The following is an 18049-nucleotide window of genomic DNA, read 5'->3' as shown; positions in this document are numbered from 1 at the left end:
CACCGCATGCTGGATCTCATCGCCGCCAAAGTCACTGAGCCGCGCTTCCTGGGCACCGCCCTGGCCGCCATCGCGGCGGCGGCGACCGCCTTTGCGCTGCTCCAGCCGATGCTGGAGCCCGACCGCCTCGGCAAGCGGATCAAGCTGATCGGTGAGGAGCGGGAGGAGATCCGCCGCCGGGAGCGTGAGCGCATGAGCTCCAAGGCGACTCTTCGGGTCGCTCCCAAGGCCTACATGAGACGGGTGGTGGAGCAGTTCAATCTCAGCCGTTGGCTCGGGACGGAGACCGCCCGCAAGCAGTTGATGATGGCGGGCTATCGGTCGCCTGGGGCCGAGACGGGCTTCCTGTTCTTCCGCATGGTGACGCCCATCGTGCTCGCTTTGGTGGCGATCTTCTACCTCTTCGTCCTCGGTGTCCTCGACCAGCCGTTTGCCATCCGCACGATGATCGTGATCGGGGTGCTGCTGTTCGGCATCAAAGCTCCGGAATTGTACCTGCACAATCGCGCCAACAAGCGGCAGACCGAGATCCGGGCCGCTTGGCCGGACGCCCTCGACCTGACGCTGATCTGCGTCGAATCCGGCATGTCGGTCGAGCACGCGTTCCGGCGCGTCAGCACCGAGGTGGTCGGACAGTCCATCGTGCTTGCCGAGGAACTCGCGGTCCTGACCGCCGAGCTCTCCTATCTGCCGGATCGGCGACTCGCCTTCGAGAATCTCGCCAACCGTATCGGACTCGATCAGATCAAGGCGGTGACGACGGCGCTGATCCAGGCCGAGCGCTATGGAACGCCCGTGGGCCAAGCCCTGCGCGTGCTGTCGCAGGAGAGCAGGGACATGCGGATGAACGAGGCCGAGAAGAAGGCTGCCGCCCTCCCGCCGAAGCTGACGGTGCCGATGATCCTCTTCTTCCTGCCGGTGCTGTTCGTCGTCATCCTGACCCCGGCGATGATCCAAATATTCCGCTAGGACCGGGCCATCAAATTCGCGTGGCCGGTGACCCGCGCGCGAAGCGACGACCCCGGCACCGATCCGACGCGGGGATGTTCAGCGCATCCGTTTCCTGCCATGCGACGGGCATGCCCCTGACCCTGTCACCGGACTTCGCATGAACGTCCTCACCTACGCGATCGGCGACATTCATGGGTGCGCCGATGCGTTGCTCCGGCTGCTGGAGCAGATCAACCTGCACCGAGCCGGGAGACCGGCTCGCATCGTCTGTCTGGGCGACTACGTGGATCGTGGTCCCGAGAGCGCCCGGGTGATCGAGATCCTTAGGCATCTTCAGCGCGATGCGCCCAGTGCCCTCACCTGCCTCATGGGGAACCACGAGCAGATGATGCTGGAGGCCTATCGCGACGCGCACGGGGCCTCCACGTGGCTGAGCAACGGCGGCCGCCAGACCCTCCGCGCCTTCGGAATCACCGCCCCGGAGGCGTTTCCGCGGGACGTGCTGACCTGGCTCTCGTCCTTGCCCACCGTCCACGAGGACGCCTTGCGCTACTTCGTTCATGCCGGCTTTTGCCCCGGGCGCACCGGGGTCGATCCTGACATGTGGAACCACCTCTGGATCCGAGAGCCGTTTCTCGGCACGGCCTTCGACTTCGGGAAGCACGTGGTGCACGGACATACGCCGCAGCTGGAGGGGGTACCCGACAGGCAGCCCTACCGCACCAATCTCGACACGGGATGCGTCTACGGCAGAAGCCTCACCGCCGGCGTCTTCGATGAGACGCGCGGGCCGCCGATCGACTTTCTGCAGGTCGATCGCGACAGGTAGGTCAACGCCTGTTCAATGCTGATCAAGCTGGCATGGGGATCTGCCGAAGTTCTCGTGCGCCGGCGCGAGCCTGAGCGACGTTTCATCTGGATCCCATTTCTCCCGGACGCGTGGAGGTCGTCCGCTGGACGAGCCTCGCTCACCGGTTCCTTTGCGCCAACGCGTGTTCGTCTGCGAAAGATATTGCCGATCACGGCTGTCAGCCTCTAGCATCCTGAAGATCGGAGCCGATCAACGAGCGCCGAAGTCAGGGAGTCGAAGCGATGTCGTGGTGCCAAGCCCCGTTCGCCCCGCGTGATCGCCATTGGCTGTCCCGTCCTGCCCTCGCCCGGCCCTGCAACCTTATCCGCGGAATGACGACGTGGACGCGGTAACCCGTCGCGCCTGGCTCGCTGGTGCGGCCGCGACGAGTCTCGCCGCCACGACCGGGGCCTGGGCGGAGCCGGACCCGAGCGGCCCCTTCGACCTCCTCATACGGGGCGGTGAGGTGATCGATCCGAGCCAGTCCCTGCGCGGGAAGCGCGACGTCGGCATCCGTCATGGACGGATCGCTGCCCTCGCGGCGGGTCTGCCGATGGATCGGGCCAAGCAGACGATCGACGCATCCGGCAAACTCGTGCTGCCAGGCCTCGTCGACCTGCACGCCCATACCTTTCCCTACGGCTCGGCGATCGGCATCCCGGCCGATGAAACGGTGCCATTCTCAGGGGTGACGACGGTGGTCTCCGCTGGCGATGCCGGCGCGAACACCATCGCGGCGCTGCGCCGGCACATTGCCGCGCAGACCCGAACGCGGATGTTCGCCTTCGTGCACATCGCCAATCACGGATTGTCCGCTTTCCCGGTCGCGGAACTCTACAACATCGACCATGCCCAGGTGGAAGCCTGCGCGCTCGCCATCGCGGAGAATCCGGACTTCGTCCTCGGGGCGAAGGTCCGGATGTCCGAGAACGTCATCTTCAAGCATGGCGCCGAGCCCCTGCGTCGGGCGATCCAGGCCTGCGAATTGTCCGGACGCCCCGCCAAGGTGATGGTGCATATCGGTGGCGTCGAGACCGCCGACCTGATGAGCCGCATTCTCGACCTGCTTCGGCCGGGCGACATCCTCACGCACTGCTACTCGGGCGCGCCGAACATGGCCGGGCAGTTCACCAATATCGTTCAGGACGGCAGGCTTCTGCCGGCGGCCCTTGCCGCCAAGCAGCGTGGCGTCGTCTTCGACATCGGCCATGGCGGCGGCTCCTTCGATTTCACCGTGGCGGAAGCGGCCATCGCTCAAGGAGCCCCGCCCGATACGATTTCGTCGGATTTGCACGTCGTCTCCGGCAACACGCCGGGCATGCCGTTCCTGCCCCTGGTGATGAGCAAGTTCCTGCCCCTGGGCTTCAGCCTGGAGCAGGTCATCGCGATGGCGACCGCGGCCCCCGCCCGCATCATCGACCGGGACGCCAAGCTCGGAACCCTGCAGGTGGGTGCGCCCGGCGACGTCTCGGTGATGGAATGGGTCGAGCGGCCACTCTCCCTGGTCGACACCCGCAACAACCGCCGCGACGGGACGGGCTTCCTCTCGCCCGTCCAGACGGTGAACAATGGCGTCCCGTTCGGCCGCCCGTATCAGCTCCCCTTCTCCGTCCGGTGAGGTCGTGATGATCGCAGCCTCCGACGCCGCGCTCCCTGCGGCCTGTGCCTGCTGCCTACCGCGGCGCGGCTTCATGCGGGCGGTGGCGGCCCTCGGGGCTGCAGCGGCGACGGGAACGCCGCCGGCCTCGGCGCAGACCGCGGGGCGTATGCCCTATCGCGGCCCGGTGATCGATTGCCACGGCCACTACACCACCGAGCCGCCGGCCATGCTGGCATGGCGCAAGCGCCAGATCGATGCCATCAACGATCCTGCGCAGTCACCCTCGGTTTCCGCGCTGACGGTCAGCGACGACGAGGTCCGCGCGAGCGTTGCCGAGCGCCAGATCAAGCTCCAGACGGAGCGCGGCATTTCCCTCGCGTTATTCTCGCCGCGTGCCGGAGGCATGGGGCACCACATCGGCAATGTCCGGACCAGTCTCGACTGGTCGATCGTCTCCAACGACATGATCCACCGCGTTGTCACCCTGATGCCGCGCAACTTCGTCGGTGTCTGTCAGCTGCCGCAGACACCGGGCGTCTCGCCGCAGAACTGCACGGCGGAACTCGAGCGCTGCGTGACCCAGCTGGGATTCGTCGGTTGCAACGTGAACCCCGATCCGTCCGGTGGCCACTGGAGCGATCCGCCCCTCTCGGATCGCTTCTGGTATCCACTCTGGGAAAGGATGGTCGAGCTCGACGTTCCCGGCATGGTGCACGTGAGCGCGTCGGCCAACCGCAACTTCCATGCGACCGGCGCGCATTACATGAACGGCGATACCACGGCCTTCATGCAGTTCGTCACCTCGGACCTGTTCAAGGATTTCCCAACCCTGCGCCTCATCATTCCGCACGGGGGTGGTGCGGTTCCTTATCACTGGGGGCGCTATCGTGGGCTGGCGCAGGACCTCAAGCGTCCGCCACTCACGGAACTGCTGCGCAACGTCTATTTCGACACCTGCGTCTATCATCAACCCGGAATCGACCTTCTGCTCAAGGTCGTGCCCCGGGACAACATTCTCTTCGCGTCGGAGATGGTCGGCGCGGTGAACGGGATCGATCCCGAGACCGGCCACGCCTTCGACGACACCAAGCGCTACGTCGAGGCGGCCGCGCTCTCCGACACGGACCGCGCGAAGGTCTATGCCGGTAACGCCCTGCGGGTCTATCCGCGCCTCGCGGCCAAGCTCGACTTGGCGCCTTCGTCGCCCTGAAGGCTCCGATCCTCATACGATCCTTATAAGATCGCGCCGAGCGCTCCCTCGAACCCTAACGCGGTTCCCGTCCATGATCCGGGCGAGCGTGATCGGTCTCAACGACCCCAGCCGATCCGCCGCACAGGATCGGACGCAGAATGCTGGACATCGCCTTCCTCGCCGCAGGGCTCGCCTTTTTCGGCCTGGCAGCCGGATACGCGCTGCTGTGCGAACGCCTCTGAGCGCGCCGCCAGGAGCATCCCCCGCCATGACCCTCGACCTCACCTTCGGCGCCCTCGTGACCCTCGGGCTGCTCGGCTACCTCACCTTCGCCCTCGTGCGCCCTGAACGGTTCTGACGCGCCCTCCGGACGGATTTCCAAGGACCCCCCTCGATGACCATCAACGGATGGATTCAGGTCGCGCTGTTCTGCGCGACCGTGCTGGCGCTCGTCAGGCCGCTCGGCGGGTACATGACCCGCGTCTTCAAGGGCGAGCGCACGCTGCTCTCGCCCACGCTCGGGCCCGTCGAGACCGGGCTCTATCGCCTCGCCGGCATCGATGCCCGGAGCGAGCAGAGCTGGCTCGGCTACGGGCTCGCCATGCTGACGTTCCACGCCCTCGGCTTCGTGGCGCTCTACGGCCTCCTACGTCTGCAGGATGTCCTGCCTCTGAACCCGGCCGGGCAAGCCGCAGTGGCGCCGGATCTCGCCTTCAACACCGCGGCGAGCTTCGTGACGAATACCAATTGGCAGAACTACGGCGGCGAGAGCACCCTCTCCTACCTGTCGCAGATGCTGGGCCTCACGCACCAGAATTTCCTCTCGGCGGCCACCGGCATCGCCCTCGCCCTCGCCCTCGTTCGGGGCTTCTCGCGGGCCTCGGCCCGGACGGTGGGCTCGTTCTGGGTCGATCTGACCCGCTGCACGCTCTACGTGCTGCTGCCGATCTGCGTGCTCTACACCCTGGTTCTGGTCTCGCAGGGCATCCCGCAGACCCTGGGCGCCTCCATCCAGGCCACGACCCTCGAAGGCACCACCCAGACGATCGCGGTCGGACCCGTGGCGAGCCAAGTCGCGATCAAGATGCTCGGTACCAACGGCGGCGGGTTCTTCAACGCCAACGCGGCCCATCCCTTCGAGAATCCGACCGCTCTGTCCAACTTCTTCCAGATGGTTTCGATCTTCGTCCTCGGCGCGGCGATGACCAACGTCTTCGGCCGAATGGTCGGCGACGAGCGGCAGGGCTGGGCCATCCTCGGCGCCATGGGCGTGCTGTTTCTCGCCGGCGTCCTCGTCACCTATGCCAGCGAGGCCGCGGGCAGCTCCGTTCTGAATGGGATGGGGTTCACGGGCGGAAACATGGAGGGCAAGGAGCTTCGCTTCGGCATCGTCGCCTCGGCGTTGTTCGCGGTGGTGACCACTGCCGCCTCCTGCGGCGCGGTGAACGCGATGCACGACAGCTTTACCGCTCTCGGCGGCCTGATCCCGATGATCAACATGCAACTCGGCGAGATCATCGTCGGCGGCGTCGGGGCGGGTCTCTACGGCATGCTGGTCTTCGTCATCGTGGCGATCTTCGTCGCCGGACTCATGGTCGGCCGGACGCCTGAGTATCTTGGCAAGAAGATCGAGTCGCGGGAGGTGAAGATGGCCATGCTTGCCATCCTGTGCCTGCCGCTGATGATGCTGGGCTTCACCGCCCTCGCCACCGTGGTGGCCGCCGGTCTCGCCGGTCCCGCCAATGCCGGGCCGCACGGATTCTCGGAGATCCTTTACGCCTTCACCTCAGCCGCAGCCAACAACGGCTCGGCCTTCGGTGGCCTCAGCGGCAACACGCCCTTCTACAACACGACGCTGGCGATCGGCATGCTGGTGGGACGGTTCTTCGTCATCATCCCCGCCCTGGCGATCGCGGGCGCCCTCGCGGCCAAGAAGACCGTGCCGGCGTCCGCCGGGACGCTGCCGACCCATGGCGGGCTGTTCATCGGCATGTTGGTTGGCGTGATCCTGATCGTTGGCGGCCTGACCTTCTTCCCGTCCCTCGCCCTCGGCCCGATCGTCGAGCACCTCGCGGGCACGGCAGGCCAGACCTTCGCCACGGGCGGCTGAGCGATGCGACCCGCCTTTCCACCGCGCCGTGGCCGGCGACACCACCTGCACGGACTCCGAGCGGGCGCCCGCCCGCCTCGCCCGCTGTCCGGGACCCCGCCGGCCCGACTCTCGGACCTGATCCTGGCGGTGCTGGGAGTCACCCTCCTGGGTGCCCTCGCCCTGGTGCTCGCTGCCAACTTCGCGAGCCGCGCTCTCGCGCCCTGACCAACCTCATGGACTCGGGCCACCGCGCCCGGCCTTCCCGCGACCTTCCGTGGAACTTCGCATCATGTCTCGCCCCACCACGTCCCTCTTCAGCGCCGCCCTCGTCGGCCCGGCCCTCATCGGTTCGATCCGCAAGCTCGATCCTCGGTTCATGATCCGCAATCCCGTCATGTTCGTGGTGGAGGTCGTCGCCGTCCTCACCACCGTGCTGTTCGCCCGTGATCTCGCGACCGGCGCGTCGGGACTCGGCTTCTCCGGTCAGATCATCCTGTGGCTGTGGTTCACGCTGATCTTCGCCAACTTCGCAGAGGCCCTCGCCGAGGGCCGCGGCAAGGCGCAGGCCGACAGCCTGCGCCGAACCCGTACCGAGATGACCGCCAAGCGGCTGACCGGTTCGAGTGACACCTGGGACTCGGTTCCCGGTACCTCCCTGAAGGTCGGCGACGTCGTCCTGGTGGAGGCCGGCGACCTGATTCCCTCCGACGGCGAGGTCATTGCGGGCGTCGCCTCCGTCAACGAGGCGGCCATCACCGGAGAGTCCGCGCCGGTGATCCGAGAGTCGGGCGGGGACCGGTCGGCGGTGACGGGTGGAACCCAGGTCCTGTCCGATGTGATCCGCGTGCGCATCACGGCGGCGGCCGGCTCGACCTTCGTCGACCGAATGATCGCCCTGGTCGAGGGGGCCTCCCGGCAGAAGACTCCGAACGAGATCGCCCTCAACATACTGCTCGCCGGCCTGACCCTCGTCTTCGTCTTCGCGGTCGCGAGTATCCCGAGCTTTGCGAGCTACGCCGGCGGCGCGATCCCCCTCGTCGTACTTGTCGCTCTGTTCGTCACCCTCATCCCGACCACCATCGGCGCGCTCCTTTCTGCAATCGGCATCGCCGGCATGGATCGTCTCGTGCGTTTCAACGTGCTCGCGATGTCGGGGCGCGCGGTCGAGGCGGCGGGCGACGTCGACACCCTCCTCCTCGACAAGACCGGAACCATCACCCTCGGCAACCGTCAGGCGACCGAATTCCGGCCGGTCGGCAGGGTCGATGAGCAGGATCTCGCGGATGCGGCGCAACTCGCCTCCCTCGCCGACGAGACGCCCGAGGGCCGCTCGATCGTGGTGTTGGCCAAGGATCGCTACGGTATCCGGGCCCGCGACATGGCCAGCCTCAACGCCACCTTCGTGCCCTTCACGGCGCAGTCGCGAATGTCGGGGGTCGACCTCGATGGGCGGTCCATCCGCAAGGGCGCGGTCGAGGCGGTGATCGCTTCCCTTGGTGGCCAGCCGATCGCGTCCCGCGCCACGAACGCGGCGCTCGCTTATCGACCGGCCGAGGACTTACAGGCGGTGACGGAGATCAGGGCCATCGCCGAGACGATCGCGAAGGCCGGCGGCACGCCCTTGGCGGTGGCCCGCGATGGGCAACTCCTCGGCGTCGTGTCCCTCAAAGACGTCGTCAAGGGCGGCATCCGCGAGCGCTTCGTCGAACTCCGCCGTATGGGCATCCGCACAGTGATGATTACCGGCGACAACCCCATGACGGCGGCCGCCATCGCGGCTGAGGCTGGCGTCGACGATTTCCTGGCGCAGGCCACGCCCGAGGACAAGCTCGCCCTGATCCGCCGGGAGCAGGCGGAGGGCAAGCTCGTGGCCATGTGCGGTGACGGCACCAACGACGCGCCCGCCCTTGCGCAGGCCGACGTCGGCGTCGCCATGAACACCGGAACCGTGGCGGCCCGCGAGGCCGGCAACATGGTCGACCTCGACTCCGATCCGACCAAGCTCATCGAGATCGTCGGCATCGGCAAGCAGTTGCTCATGACCCGCGGGGCCCTGACCACGTTCTCCATTGCCAATGATGTGGCCAAGTACTTCGCCATCATCCCGGCGATGTTCCTGACGCTCTACCCGCAGCTTCAGGCCCTGAACGTCATGAATCTCGCCTCGCCCCAGAGCGCGATCCTGTCGGCAATCATCTTCAATGCCCTGATCATCGTGGCGCTGATCCCGCTCGCCCTGCGGGGCGTCTCCTACCGGGCGGTGGGGGCCGCGGCACTCCTGCGGCGCAACCTGCTGATCTACGGCCTCGGCGGCATCTTGGTGCCCTTTGTCGGCATCAAGGCGATCGACCTCGCCGTGAACGCCCTGCACCTCGCCTGAACCCCCTCCCCGGTCCAAACAAGAGTTGCCCCCAATGCTCGCGTCCCTGCGTCCCGCCCTCGTCCTCTTCGTCGCGCTGACGGCCATCACCGGCCTCGCCTATCCGCTGGCCATGACCGGCCTCGCCGCCGCGATCTTTCCCGCCAAGGCTGCCGGCAGTCTGATCCGCCGCGACGGCACGATCGTCGGCTCCAGCCTGGTCGGCCAGTCCTTCGCCAGCCCGGGCTACTTCCACGGGCGCCCCTCTGCAACGGTGGCTGCCGATCCCGCCGATGCCTCAAAAACCGTGCCGGCGCCCTACAACGCCTCCAACTCGGCCGGTTCCAACCTCGGACCAACCAGCGCCGCCCTCGCCGAGCGGGTGAAGGGCGATCTCGACGTCCTGAGAGCCGAGAACCCAGGCGCGATGGTGCCGGTCGACCTCGTCACCGCCAGCGGATCCGGGCTTGACCCCGATTTGTCGCCCGAGGCCGCCCTGTTCCAGGTACCGCGCGTAGCCCGTGCGCGGGGCGTCAGCGCGGACCGGGTACGCGATCTCGTCGCCGAACAGGTCGAAGGTCGGACCTTTGGGCTTCTCGGTGAGCCGCGCGTGAATGTTCTGGCGCTGAACCTCGCTTTGGACGCGCGCCTCCGGCAATAATCTGCTGCGAAGGACACCGGTCATGAAGGACTATCGATGAGCGAGGACGGCCGCGAGCGTCAGCGCCCCTCGCCAGACGCGTTGCTCGACCGCGTGCGCCGGGACGAGGCGGGACGAGGCCGGCTCAAGGTCTTCCTCGGTGCCGCGCCCGGTGTCGGCAAGACCTACGAGATGCTTACGATCGGTCGGGCTCGGCTCAAGGCCGGCACCGACGTGGTGATCGGCGTCGTGGAAAGCCACGGCCGCAGCGAGACCGAGGCCCTGGTCGAGGGCTTCGAGGTCGTTCCGCGCCGCCGGGTTCCCTACCATGACAGCGTCATCGAAGAGATGGACTTGGACGCCCTGCTGGCACGGCGCCCGGCCCTGGCGCTGGTCGACGAACTCGCTCACACCAATGCGCCGGGCTCGCGCCATCCCAAGCGCTACCAGGATGTCGAGGAGCTGCTCGCTGCCGGCATCGACGTGCTCGCTACCCTCAACATCCAGCACGTCGAGAGCCTGAACGATGTGGTCGCGCAGATCACCCGCATCCGGGTGCGCGAGACGGTACCGGACGGCATCCTCGATCGGGCCGACGATATCGAGGTCGTGGACCTCAGCCCCGACGACCTGATCGAGCGCCTGAAGGCCGGCAAGGTCTATGTGCCCGCCAATGCGGAGCGCGCGCTGCGCCACTACTTCTCCCGCGGCAACCTGACGGCCCTGCGCGAACTCGCCCTGCGGCGCACGGCCGATCGGGTCGACGACGAACTCCTCAGTCACATGCAGGCCCATGCCATCGCGGGGCCCTGGAGCGCCGGCGAGCGGGTGATGGTCTGCGTCAGTGAGGATCCGCGCTCGGCCGGCCTCGTGCGCTCGGCCAAGCGCCTGGCCGACCGCCTGCATGCGCCGTGGACCGCCGTGACGGTGGAGGGCACGCGCAGCCTCGGCCTCAGCGAAGCGGACCGCGATCGCATTGCCGACGCGCTGCGCCTCGCCGACCGGCTCGGTGGCGACGCCGTGACCCTGCCGGGCAGCCGGCGCGTGGCGGACGACCTCCTGGCGTATGCCCGCGGCGCCAACGTCAACCACATCGTCGTCGGCAAGGCGACGCGGTCCTGGCTGTTCGAGCTGTTCAACGGTTCGGTGGTCCACGACCTCGTGCGCCGGAGTGGCGCCATCACCATCCACGTCGTGCCCGGTGAAACGCTGCCGTTGCCGGCCTCTTCCAAGACCGTCGCGACGGCCCCGGGCCGCCCCGCGGTCGATGGTGCCGGCTACGGCTTCGCCGCCCTCGCCATCCTCGCGGGCCTCGGCTTGGCCCTCGGACTCCAGCCCTATCTCGGGGTCGAGAACGCGGATCTGTTCCTGTTGACCGCGGTGGTGGCGGTTGCGGCACGCTTCGGCCTGGGGCCGGCACTGTCCGCCGTGGTCGCCGCCTCGCTGGCCTACAACTTCTTCTTCCTGCCGCCGGTCTACACGCTGACCATCGCCGACCCGACCAACGTCGCCGCGTTCCTGCTGTTCACCCTGGTTGCCGTGCTGGTCTCGAACCTCGCCGCCCGGGCTCGGGCCGTGGCCGTCGTCAGCCAGCGCCGGGCGAGGGCGACGGAGCGTCTCTACGGCTTCAGCCGCAAGCTCTCCGCCTGCGGTACCCTCGACGACGTCCTGTGGGCGACCTCGGCGCAGATCGCCGCGATGCTGCGCGTACGGGTCGTCCTGCTGCTGCCCGAGGGCGACGTGGTGGCGGTCCGGGCCGGATATCCTCCGGAAGACCGCCTGGACGCGGCGGATCTGGCCGCGGCCCAGTGGGCCTTCGCGAACGATCGGCCGGCGGGACGCGGCGCCGACACGCTTCCCGGCGCGCGTCGTATTTTCATACCGACGCGAACAGGTCGCGGCCCCATCGGGGTGATCGGCCTCGACGCGGACGGCACCGGACCGATCCTCACCCCCGAGGATCGACGGCTGTTCGATGCCCTCGCCGACATGGGGGCCCTCGCCATCGAACGGGTCCGGCTCGTGGAGGATCTGGCGCGCGCGGAACGCGATGCCGAGACCGACCGGTTGCGCCAGGCCCTGCTGACATCGATCTCCCATGATCTGCGGACACCCCTGTCCGCGGTCCTCGGAGCCGCCACGACCCTGCGCGACCTCGAGGTCGACCTGGGCCGGGAGGCGAAGGGTGACCTCCTGGCGACGATCATCGCCGAATCCGAGCGGCTGAACCGCTTCATCGTCAACCTCCTCGACATGACCCGGCTCGAGGCGGGCGCGGTCGCGGCGAACCTGACGGCGCAGGACGTGGCGGAGATCGTCGACACCGCCCTGCGGCGCCTGGGCGCGATCCTGGCCGAGCACCGGGTCGTGCTGGCGCTCGCGCCGGACCTTCCGGCCCTGCGCCTCGACCCGGTCCTGTTCGAGCAGGTCCTCGTCAACCTCCTCGACAACGCCGCCAAGTACGCCCCGGCCGGCTCGACCGTCACGGTGACCGCGCAGGTCGTCTCGGGTCAGGCCGGCGGACCGTCCCAGGTCCGCCTCCAGGTGATCGACGCGGGTGACGGCCTGCCGGAGGCGGAGCGCGAGCGGGTGTTCGACAAGTTCTATCGCGTCCGGAAGGGCGACTCCGTACGAGCCGGGACCGGGCTGGGCCTCGCCATCGCCCGCGGCTTCGTCGAGGCGATGGGCGGGACGCTCACCGCGGGCAACCGGCAGGACCGCAGCGGCGCCGTCTTCACCCTCCTGTTGCCGGTGCCCGCCGCGAGCGGCACCGCTTCGGACCTCGCTGCATGAGCTTCACCGCATGAGCTTCACCGCATGAGCTTCACCGCATGAGCTTCACCGCATGAGCTTCACCGCATGAGCTTCACCGCATGAGCTTCCCCGCATGAGCCTCGCCATCCTCGTGGTCGATGACGAGCCCCCCATCCGCAAGCTCCTGCGCATGGGGTTGGCGACCCAGGGCTACACGATCTTCGAGGCGCCGAACGCGCGCGCCGCCCTCGAGATCCTGAGCCGCGAGACGATCGACCTGATCATCCTCGACCTCGGCCTGCCGGACATGCGCGGGCACGACCTCCTGCGTCGCATCCGGGACGATCATCGCGACCTGCCGGTGGTGGTCCTGTCGAGTCGCGACGACGAGCCAGGCAAGGTCGAGGCCCTCGACCTCGGCGCGGACGACTACGTCACCAAGCCGTTCGGCATGGGCGAGCTCCTGGCGCGGCTGCGTACGGCCCTGCGTCACCAGTTGGCGGTTCAAGGCGAGCGCCCCCTGTTCGAGGTCGACGGTCTCAGCGTGGATCTCGTGCGCCGCATCGTCCGCGTCCGCGGCGCGGAGGTGAAGCTCACGCCGCGGGAATACGACTTCCTCCGGGTCCTGGTGCAGCATGCCGGCAAGGCCTTGACCCACGCCCAGCTCATGAACGCCGTCTCGACCTCCTCCGACCCGCAATATCTCCGGGTCTACATGCGCCAGCTCCGTCAGAAGCTCGAGGCCGATCCCGAGCGCCCCCGCATCCTCCTCACCGAGACCGGGGTGGGCTACCGCCTGCGCGCGCCGGACGACGGGGGCGGCCCGATCCGATGACGTTCGACGATCTGACCACCCTCAGCGCTCTCCTGCCGGCGGAGCGGGCCGTCTGCGGCCTGCGCGTGGCCGGTAAGGCGGCGCTTCTCGAAGACCTGGCGCGCCGGGCGGCTCGCGGGCTCGGGCGGGAGACGGCGCCGATCCGCGCAGCCCTGGCAGCGCGCGAGAGCCTCGGATCCACCGGGATCGGGTACGGCATCGCCCTGCCCCATGCCCGTCTCAACGGCCTGGAACGACCCTACGGGCTGCTGGCCCGCCTGCGCGATCCCCTCGACTTCGACGCCATTGATGAGCGTCCCGTGGATCTCGTCGCGCTCCTGCTCCTACCGGTGGACCCGCGTGACGCCTCGGTGACGGCGCTGGCCTGCATCGCCCGGCGGCTGCGCGATCCGGGCGTGGCGTCGGCCCTGCGCGCCGCCCGCGATGCACCGAGCCTGCACGCTGCCCTGTGCGGGAACGGGTTCGGGGCCGGCGGCTGAGGCCCGGCTCCGAACGCCGTTCGCCCCCTCAGATCCGAAGTTCGATGCGATCCGCCGCGATCCTCACGCTGTCCGGCCGATGCGCCGTCGCCTCGACGGCGTAGTTCAGGGCCGCCTGGCAGGTGCGGAAGAGGCCGCCGGCGCGGCCATGGACCTCGAGGGCCACCCAGCAGCCCCGCCCGTCCCGGCCGATGACGAAGCGTGATGCGTCCGGGCTGGAAATCGGGCTGTCGGGCGTGACCGGTAGGGGACGGGACATGGAGGGCTCGGGGGTTCGCGCGATCCAGGTGTCGGACCGCCCGATGAATCTGCGCCGCGGCACGTGAGGGTTCGAGCGGCAAGGCGGCGCCGTTTCATGAGGGTCGCATCAGGATCGCGTGCGCGCGCTTCGCCGCCTCGCAAGGATCGCGTGCGATCCCCTGGCCACCTCGCAAGGATCGCGTGCGATTCCTTGGCCACCTTCGAAACATTGCGCGCTATCCTCTTTGCCACCTCGCAAGGATCGCATGCGATCCCCTGAGCAGCCGGCAGGGACCCCAGGCCCCGATAACCTATGTGGTTTGCAGGCCGCGCTGGCTTTCGCACCATGCGGGGGCGGGACAGGACTTCGGATGTGCCGCCGGCCCCGCGGCGACAGGATTCCCGACCCATGCATCGACTTTGCCGCGCGAACCGTCCTCCCGCTCTGGTGGGCGGCGCGCCGAACGCGGCTTCGTGAAGGGCGCCTCGCAGCACGCATCCGAACTGACCTGGCGCGGGCTGCTGCTCGGCGCGCTGATCACCGTCGTGTTCATGACGGCGAACCTCTACATGGGCCTGAAGACCGGGGTGACGTTCTCCACCTCGATCCCGGCGGCGATGCTGTCGATGGGCGTTCTGCGGTTGGTCGGCGGTAGCAACATCTACGAGAACAACATCGTCCAGACCCAGGCCTCGGCGGCCGGAACGCTCTGCAACGTCATCCTGGTCCTGCCGGGCCTCGTGCTCATCGGTCACTGGGCGGATTTTCCGTACTGGCAGACCACCGGCCTGTGCCTGATCGGCGGGCTCCTCGGCATCGCCTATTCGATTCCGCTGCGTCGCGCCCTGGTGATGGGGGCGGGCCTGCCCTACCCGGAAGGCACGGCAGCGGCCGAGGTGCTCCGGGCGGGCGACACCTCCGGCGATGAGAGCCATCGCGGTGGCCTGTGCCCGCTCATCGGTGCGGCCGCCCTGGCCGGCCTCGTCGGGCTCTCCACCACCGGCTTCCGGGTGTTGGCGGATGGCATGCACACGACCCTGGCGGCGGGCTCGGCCCTGTTTCGCCTCGGCACCGGCTTTTCCCTCGCCCTCGTCGGCGTCGGCTACCTGGTCGGGATCGGTGCCTGCCTCGCCCTCCTCACCGGCGTCGCCATCGCCTGGGGCATCGCCGTGCCGGTGCTCACCGCGATGGGTTCGGCGGCCGCCCAGGCCGGGGACGGTGCCGCGCAGGCCGTCTGGTCGGAGAAGGTCCGGCTGGTCGGCGCCGGCATCATCGCGGTGGGTGCACTCTGGACCGTGGCCCAGCTGAGCCGCCAGATCGCCGGCAGCCTGCGCTCCGCCCTCGCCAGCGCGCGCGAGGGCGGCACCGGGGCGGACATTCCGCGCCAGGAACGGGATCTTCCCATCACCTGGGTCGCCGCCGGAACGCTGCTCCTCGCCCTGCTCCTCGCCGGCCTGTTCTGGATCTTCGCCGCGGGCGCCGAGCTCGGGCGCCTGCACGGGGTCGTGGTGGTGGTTGCCACGCTGTTCGCGGTGCTGTTCGGCTTCCTGATGGCAGCCGCCTGCGGCTACCTCGCGGGTCTCCTCGGTTCGTCGAGCAGCCCGATCTCCGGCATCGGGATCCTCACCACCCTCGTGACCGCGGTGATGATCCCGCTGCTGATCGGCCGCGAGGCGGGCCCGGAGGGCGACCGCTTCGTCATCGGACTGGCGCTGCTCCTCGCCGCCGTCGTGGTCACGACCGCCTCGATCGCCAACGACAACCTGCAGGACCTCAAGACCGGTCAGCTCGTCGATGCCACGCCCTGGCGGCAGCAGGTGGCGCTGATCGCCGGCGTCACCGTGGGCGCCCTCGTGATCGCGCCGCTGCTGTCCCTGCTCTACCAGGCCTACGGATTCGCCGGTGCCCTGCCCCGGCCCGACATGGAGGCGGGCAACGCCCTCCCGGCGCCGCAGGCCGCGCTGATGACCCAGATCGCCAGCGGCATCATCCACGGCGCGTTGCCCTGGACGATGGTGGCGATCGGCGCCGGACTCGGCGTCGCGTTCGTGGCCCTGGAGGCGATCCTGCGGCGGCGGGACCTGTCCTTCCCGGCCCTGACCGTGGGCATCGGCATCTACCTGCCCCTCGAGGTCGTCGTGACGATCGCCACCGGCGGCGTCATCGGTTGGCTCGCCCGGCGCCGCCTGCGCGCACGGCCCGCCAAGGATGGCGAGACCCTGGCGCGGCGACGGGGGGTTCTGATCGCCTCCGGCTTTCTCGTGGGCGAGAGCATCGTCGGCGTGCTCCTGGCGGCGGCCGATACGCTCGCCGGGCGCGGCTCGTCGCTCGTTCTGGTCGGGCCGGGTTTCGCGCCTGTGGCGACGGGCCTCGGGGCGGTCGTCTTCACCGCGATCGCGCTCGGCTTCCTCCGCCTCGTGTCCCGTGCACCGCCGGCCTGACACTGTCACGCCCGCTCCGTCTCATCGTCTGTCCGCGCCCGAGCGGTGTCCGATGCCCTCCTGCAACTGGTGGGCTCCGTCTCCCCGCCCCCCCTCCCACTTCCCCCCCTCCTTCGACGGCGTGTTTGGGCTGTGCCTCTGTTGGCGCGGGGCCGATCGGCGGCATCGACTCGGGTCGCAGCGATTGGTGGCCGGAGCACGCCCGGCGCGCGGTGGCCTGGCCCAGTACGCGAACGACTGATCACCCGGACGCCCTGGGAGTTCACCCCGTCGACGAACAGGTAGTGCCGGGTTCGTGGATCGCTCTGGGTCCCGCTTTGCTGTCCTGCAGGGTGCCGTGCCGAAACTCGGCCTCGCGCCGCTGGAGCGGGGTCGGGCATCGTCAGACCCTGTGTTTGGCCGACGCCGGTGCCTTGGCGGCTCCTGGCCAACCTGCTGATCCGCGCGGTTGCCTCAGCCTTTTACCGCGATGAACGTCTCAGGTTGGCGTGGCCGTCCCGTGGACCTTGACCCGGCGTCGCCGGCGCGGGAAGGCAGCCCGACGGACCCGGATGAAGGATTGCCGCGATAGCCACGCCCCGCGACCTGAAGGTGCAGATGGCGGGTGAGACCCGTGCCCGCGAACGGGCTCAGGCCCTGGCTGCGACCCAAGCGGCGCGCGCGCAGCGTGCCGAGACCGCGGCGCGGGCCGCCGAGGCCGACCGCGACGCGTGGAAGGCTCGGGCGCTGGCCGCCGAGGCGGAACTGGAACAGTTGAAGCGAAGCTGAGCCCGGCCGTTCTCGGCTTCCCCTGAGGTCAGCAACTCGCAGAAGCGGCGTGCCTCGGTGCTGCTATGTCGCGGCCGTAGCACCCATAGATGTCGCAGGCTGCACCGGAACATGACCCGGCACAGAGACCTTCTCGTGACGACAGCGAACCCCTTCGCTACCGATCAGGAGAGAAGAAACGTGGCTATTGAGACTCGTGAAATCTATGTGACGGCTCTGAAGAACACGCATGCACTCGAGATGCAGGCGCTCCAGATCATGGAGCGGCAGGTCGAGCGCCTGCAGCGCTACCCCGAGATGGAAGCGGCCCTGCGCCGTCACATCGAGGAGACGCACGGGCAGAGGACCCGCCTGGAGGAAGCCCTTCACAGCCTCTCGGAGAGCCCCTCGACCCTCAAGGAAGGTGTGCTCGGCTTCGTCGGAAACATGATGGCGCTCGGGCATACGCCCGCCCAGGACGAGATTCTGAAGAACGCTTACGCCAACCACGCCTTCGAGAACTTCGAGATCGCGGCCTACGAGTCGCTTCTCGCCATCGCGGAGGCGGCCGGTCAGCAGACGGCGCTCACGGGCTTCCAGCAATCCCTGCGCGAGGAAGAGGCGATGGCGCGCAAGGTGCGCGAACTCGTGCGTCCGACCACCCTGCGCTACGTCGAACTGACCACCGCCGGCGACAAGGCCGATCGCTGATCCGGATCTGCCGGGTCGCTCGTCTGAGCGTACCGATCGCCCGGCACGGTCGCTGATCTGGCCGCGCGGGGCGCGTCCGGACGAGGACATCCGCGTCATCCCATCGACGATTCGGTCGATTGTCGGCTTTCGCGATACGGGAAACGCCGCGATCCCA

General features: G+C 68.6%; 15 protein-coding genes. 14 read left to right on the top strand and 1 reads right to left on the bottom strand.

Annotation, left to right across the window (positions count from 1 at the left end):
* Nucleotides 1-6: 6 nt before the first annotated feature.
* From ASF58_RS12185 to ASF58_RS12135, 11 genes are all read left to right on the top strand, one after another.
* Entirely contained in the window at nt 7-969 is a 963-nt protein-coding gene (locus ASF58_RS12185; protein WP_055952220.1) for a type II secretion system F family protein, read from the top strand.
* Nucleotides 970-1108: 139 nt separating this feature from the next.
* Nucleotides 1109-1780: a metallophosphoesterase family protein gene (locus tag ASF58_RS12180; RefSeq protein WP_055952218.1), complete on the top strand. Its 672-nt coding sequence runs from the start codon at nt 1109-1111 to the stop codon at nt 1778-1780.
* A gap of 361 nt (nt 1781-2141) precedes the next feature.
* Nucleotides 2142-3419, top strand: a complete 1278-nt coding sequence (locus ASF58_RS12175) for an amidohydrolase/deacetylase family metallohydrolase (RefSeq protein WP_055952215.1) — start codon at nt 2142-2144, stop codon at nt 3417-3419.
* A gap of 148 nt (nt 3420-3567) precedes the next feature.
* Complete coding sequence (locus ASF58_RS12170) at nt 3568-4611, top strand: amidohydrolase family protein (RefSeq protein ID WP_055953685.1); 1044 nt, start codon at nt 3568-3570, stop codon at nt 4609-4611.
* Nucleotides 4612-4861: 250 nt separating this feature from the next.
* On the top strand, nt 4862-4951 hold the full coding sequence (locus ASF58_RS12165) for a K(+)-transporting ATPase subunit F (RefSeq protein WP_055952213.1): 90 nt from the start codon (nt 4862-4864) through the stop codon (nt 4949-4951).
* A gap of 36 nt (nt 4952-4987) precedes the next feature.
* The gene (gene kdpA / locus ASF58_RS12160; protein WP_055952211.1) at nt 4988-6703 is read left to right on the top strand and encodes a potassium-transporting ATPase subunit KdpA; all 1716 of its coding nucleotides are present in this window, start codon (nt 4988-4990) and stop codon (nt 6701-6703) included.
* 271 nt (nt 6704-6974) lie between these two features.
* On the top strand, nt 6975-9065 hold the full coding sequence (gene kdpB / locus ASF58_RS12155) for a potassium-transporting ATPase subunit KdpB (protein ID WP_055952207.1): 2091 nt from the start codon (nt 6975-6977) through the stop codon (nt 9063-9065).
* 34 nt (nt 9066-9099) lie between these two features.
* A complete protein-coding gene (locus ASF58_RS12150) occupies nt 9100-9705 on the top strand; it encodes a K(+)-transporting ATPase subunit C (protein WP_055952204.1) in 606 nt (201 codons plus the stop codon).
* A 36-nt stretch (nt 9706-9741) separates the two neighbouring features.
* Entirely contained in the window at nt 9742-12477 is a 2736-nt protein-coding gene (locus ASF58_RS12145; protein WP_055952201.1) for a sensor histidine kinase KdpD, read from the top strand.
* A 94-nt stretch (nt 12478-12571) separates the two neighbouring features.
* On the top strand, nt 12572-13273 hold the full coding sequence (locus ASF58_RS12140) for a response regulator transcription factor (RefSeq protein WP_055952198.1): 702 nt from the start codon (nt 12572-12574) through the stop codon (nt 13271-13273).
* Nucleotides 13270-13752, top strand: coding sequence for a PTS sugar transporter subunit IIA (locus ASF58_RS12135; RefSeq protein WP_055952194.1), 483 nt, complete (start codon nt 13270-13272; stop codon nt 13750-13752). The genes ASF58_RS12140 and ASF58_RS12135 overlap by 4 nt, the downstream gene beginning before the upstream one ends.
* A gap of 28 nt (nt 13753-13780) precedes the next feature.
* Here the strand turns inward: ASF58_RS12135 and ASF58_RS12130 are convergent, their stop codons facing one another.
* Nucleotides 13781-14011 carry a hypothetical protein gene (locus ASF58_RS12130; RefSeq protein WP_055953683.1) on the bottom strand — a complete coding sequence of 77 codons (231 nt, stop codon included), beginning with the start codon at nt 14009-14011 and terminating at the stop codon, nt 13781-13783.
* A gap of 455 nt (nt 14012-14466) precedes the next feature.
* Between ASF58_RS12130 and ASF58_RS12125 the strand changes: the two genes are divergently transcribed.
* The 3 genes from ASF58_RS12125 (at nt 14467) to ASF58_RS12115 (ending at nt 17892) form a co-directional block, all read left to right on the top strand.
* On the top strand, nt 14467-16434 hold the full coding sequence (locus ASF58_RS12125) for an oligopeptide transporter, OPT family (RefSeq protein ID WP_055952191.1): 1968 nt from the start codon (nt 14467-14469) through the stop codon (nt 16432-16434).
* A 597-nt stretch (nt 16435-17031) separates the two neighbouring features.
* A complete protein-coding gene (locus tag ASF58_RS12120; protein ID WP_244477296.1) occupies nt 17032-17202 on the top strand; it encodes a hypothetical protein in 171 nt (56 codons plus the stop codon).
* A gap of 180 nt (nt 17203-17382) precedes the next feature.
* Nucleotides 17383-17892, top strand: coding sequence for a ferritin-like domain-containing protein (locus ASF58_RS12115; protein ID WP_055952184.1), 510 nt, complete (start codon nt 17383-17385; stop codon nt 17890-17892).
* Nucleotides 17893-18049 lie beyond the last annotated feature (157 nt).

This window comes from Methylobacterium sp. Leaf125, from assembly GCF_001423085.1.
Classification (GTDB): domain Bacteria; phylum Pseudomonadota; class Alphaproteobacteria; order Rhizobiales; family Beijerinckiaceae; genus Methylobacterium.
This window is presented reverse-complemented; position numbering and strand designations above follow the sequence as displayed.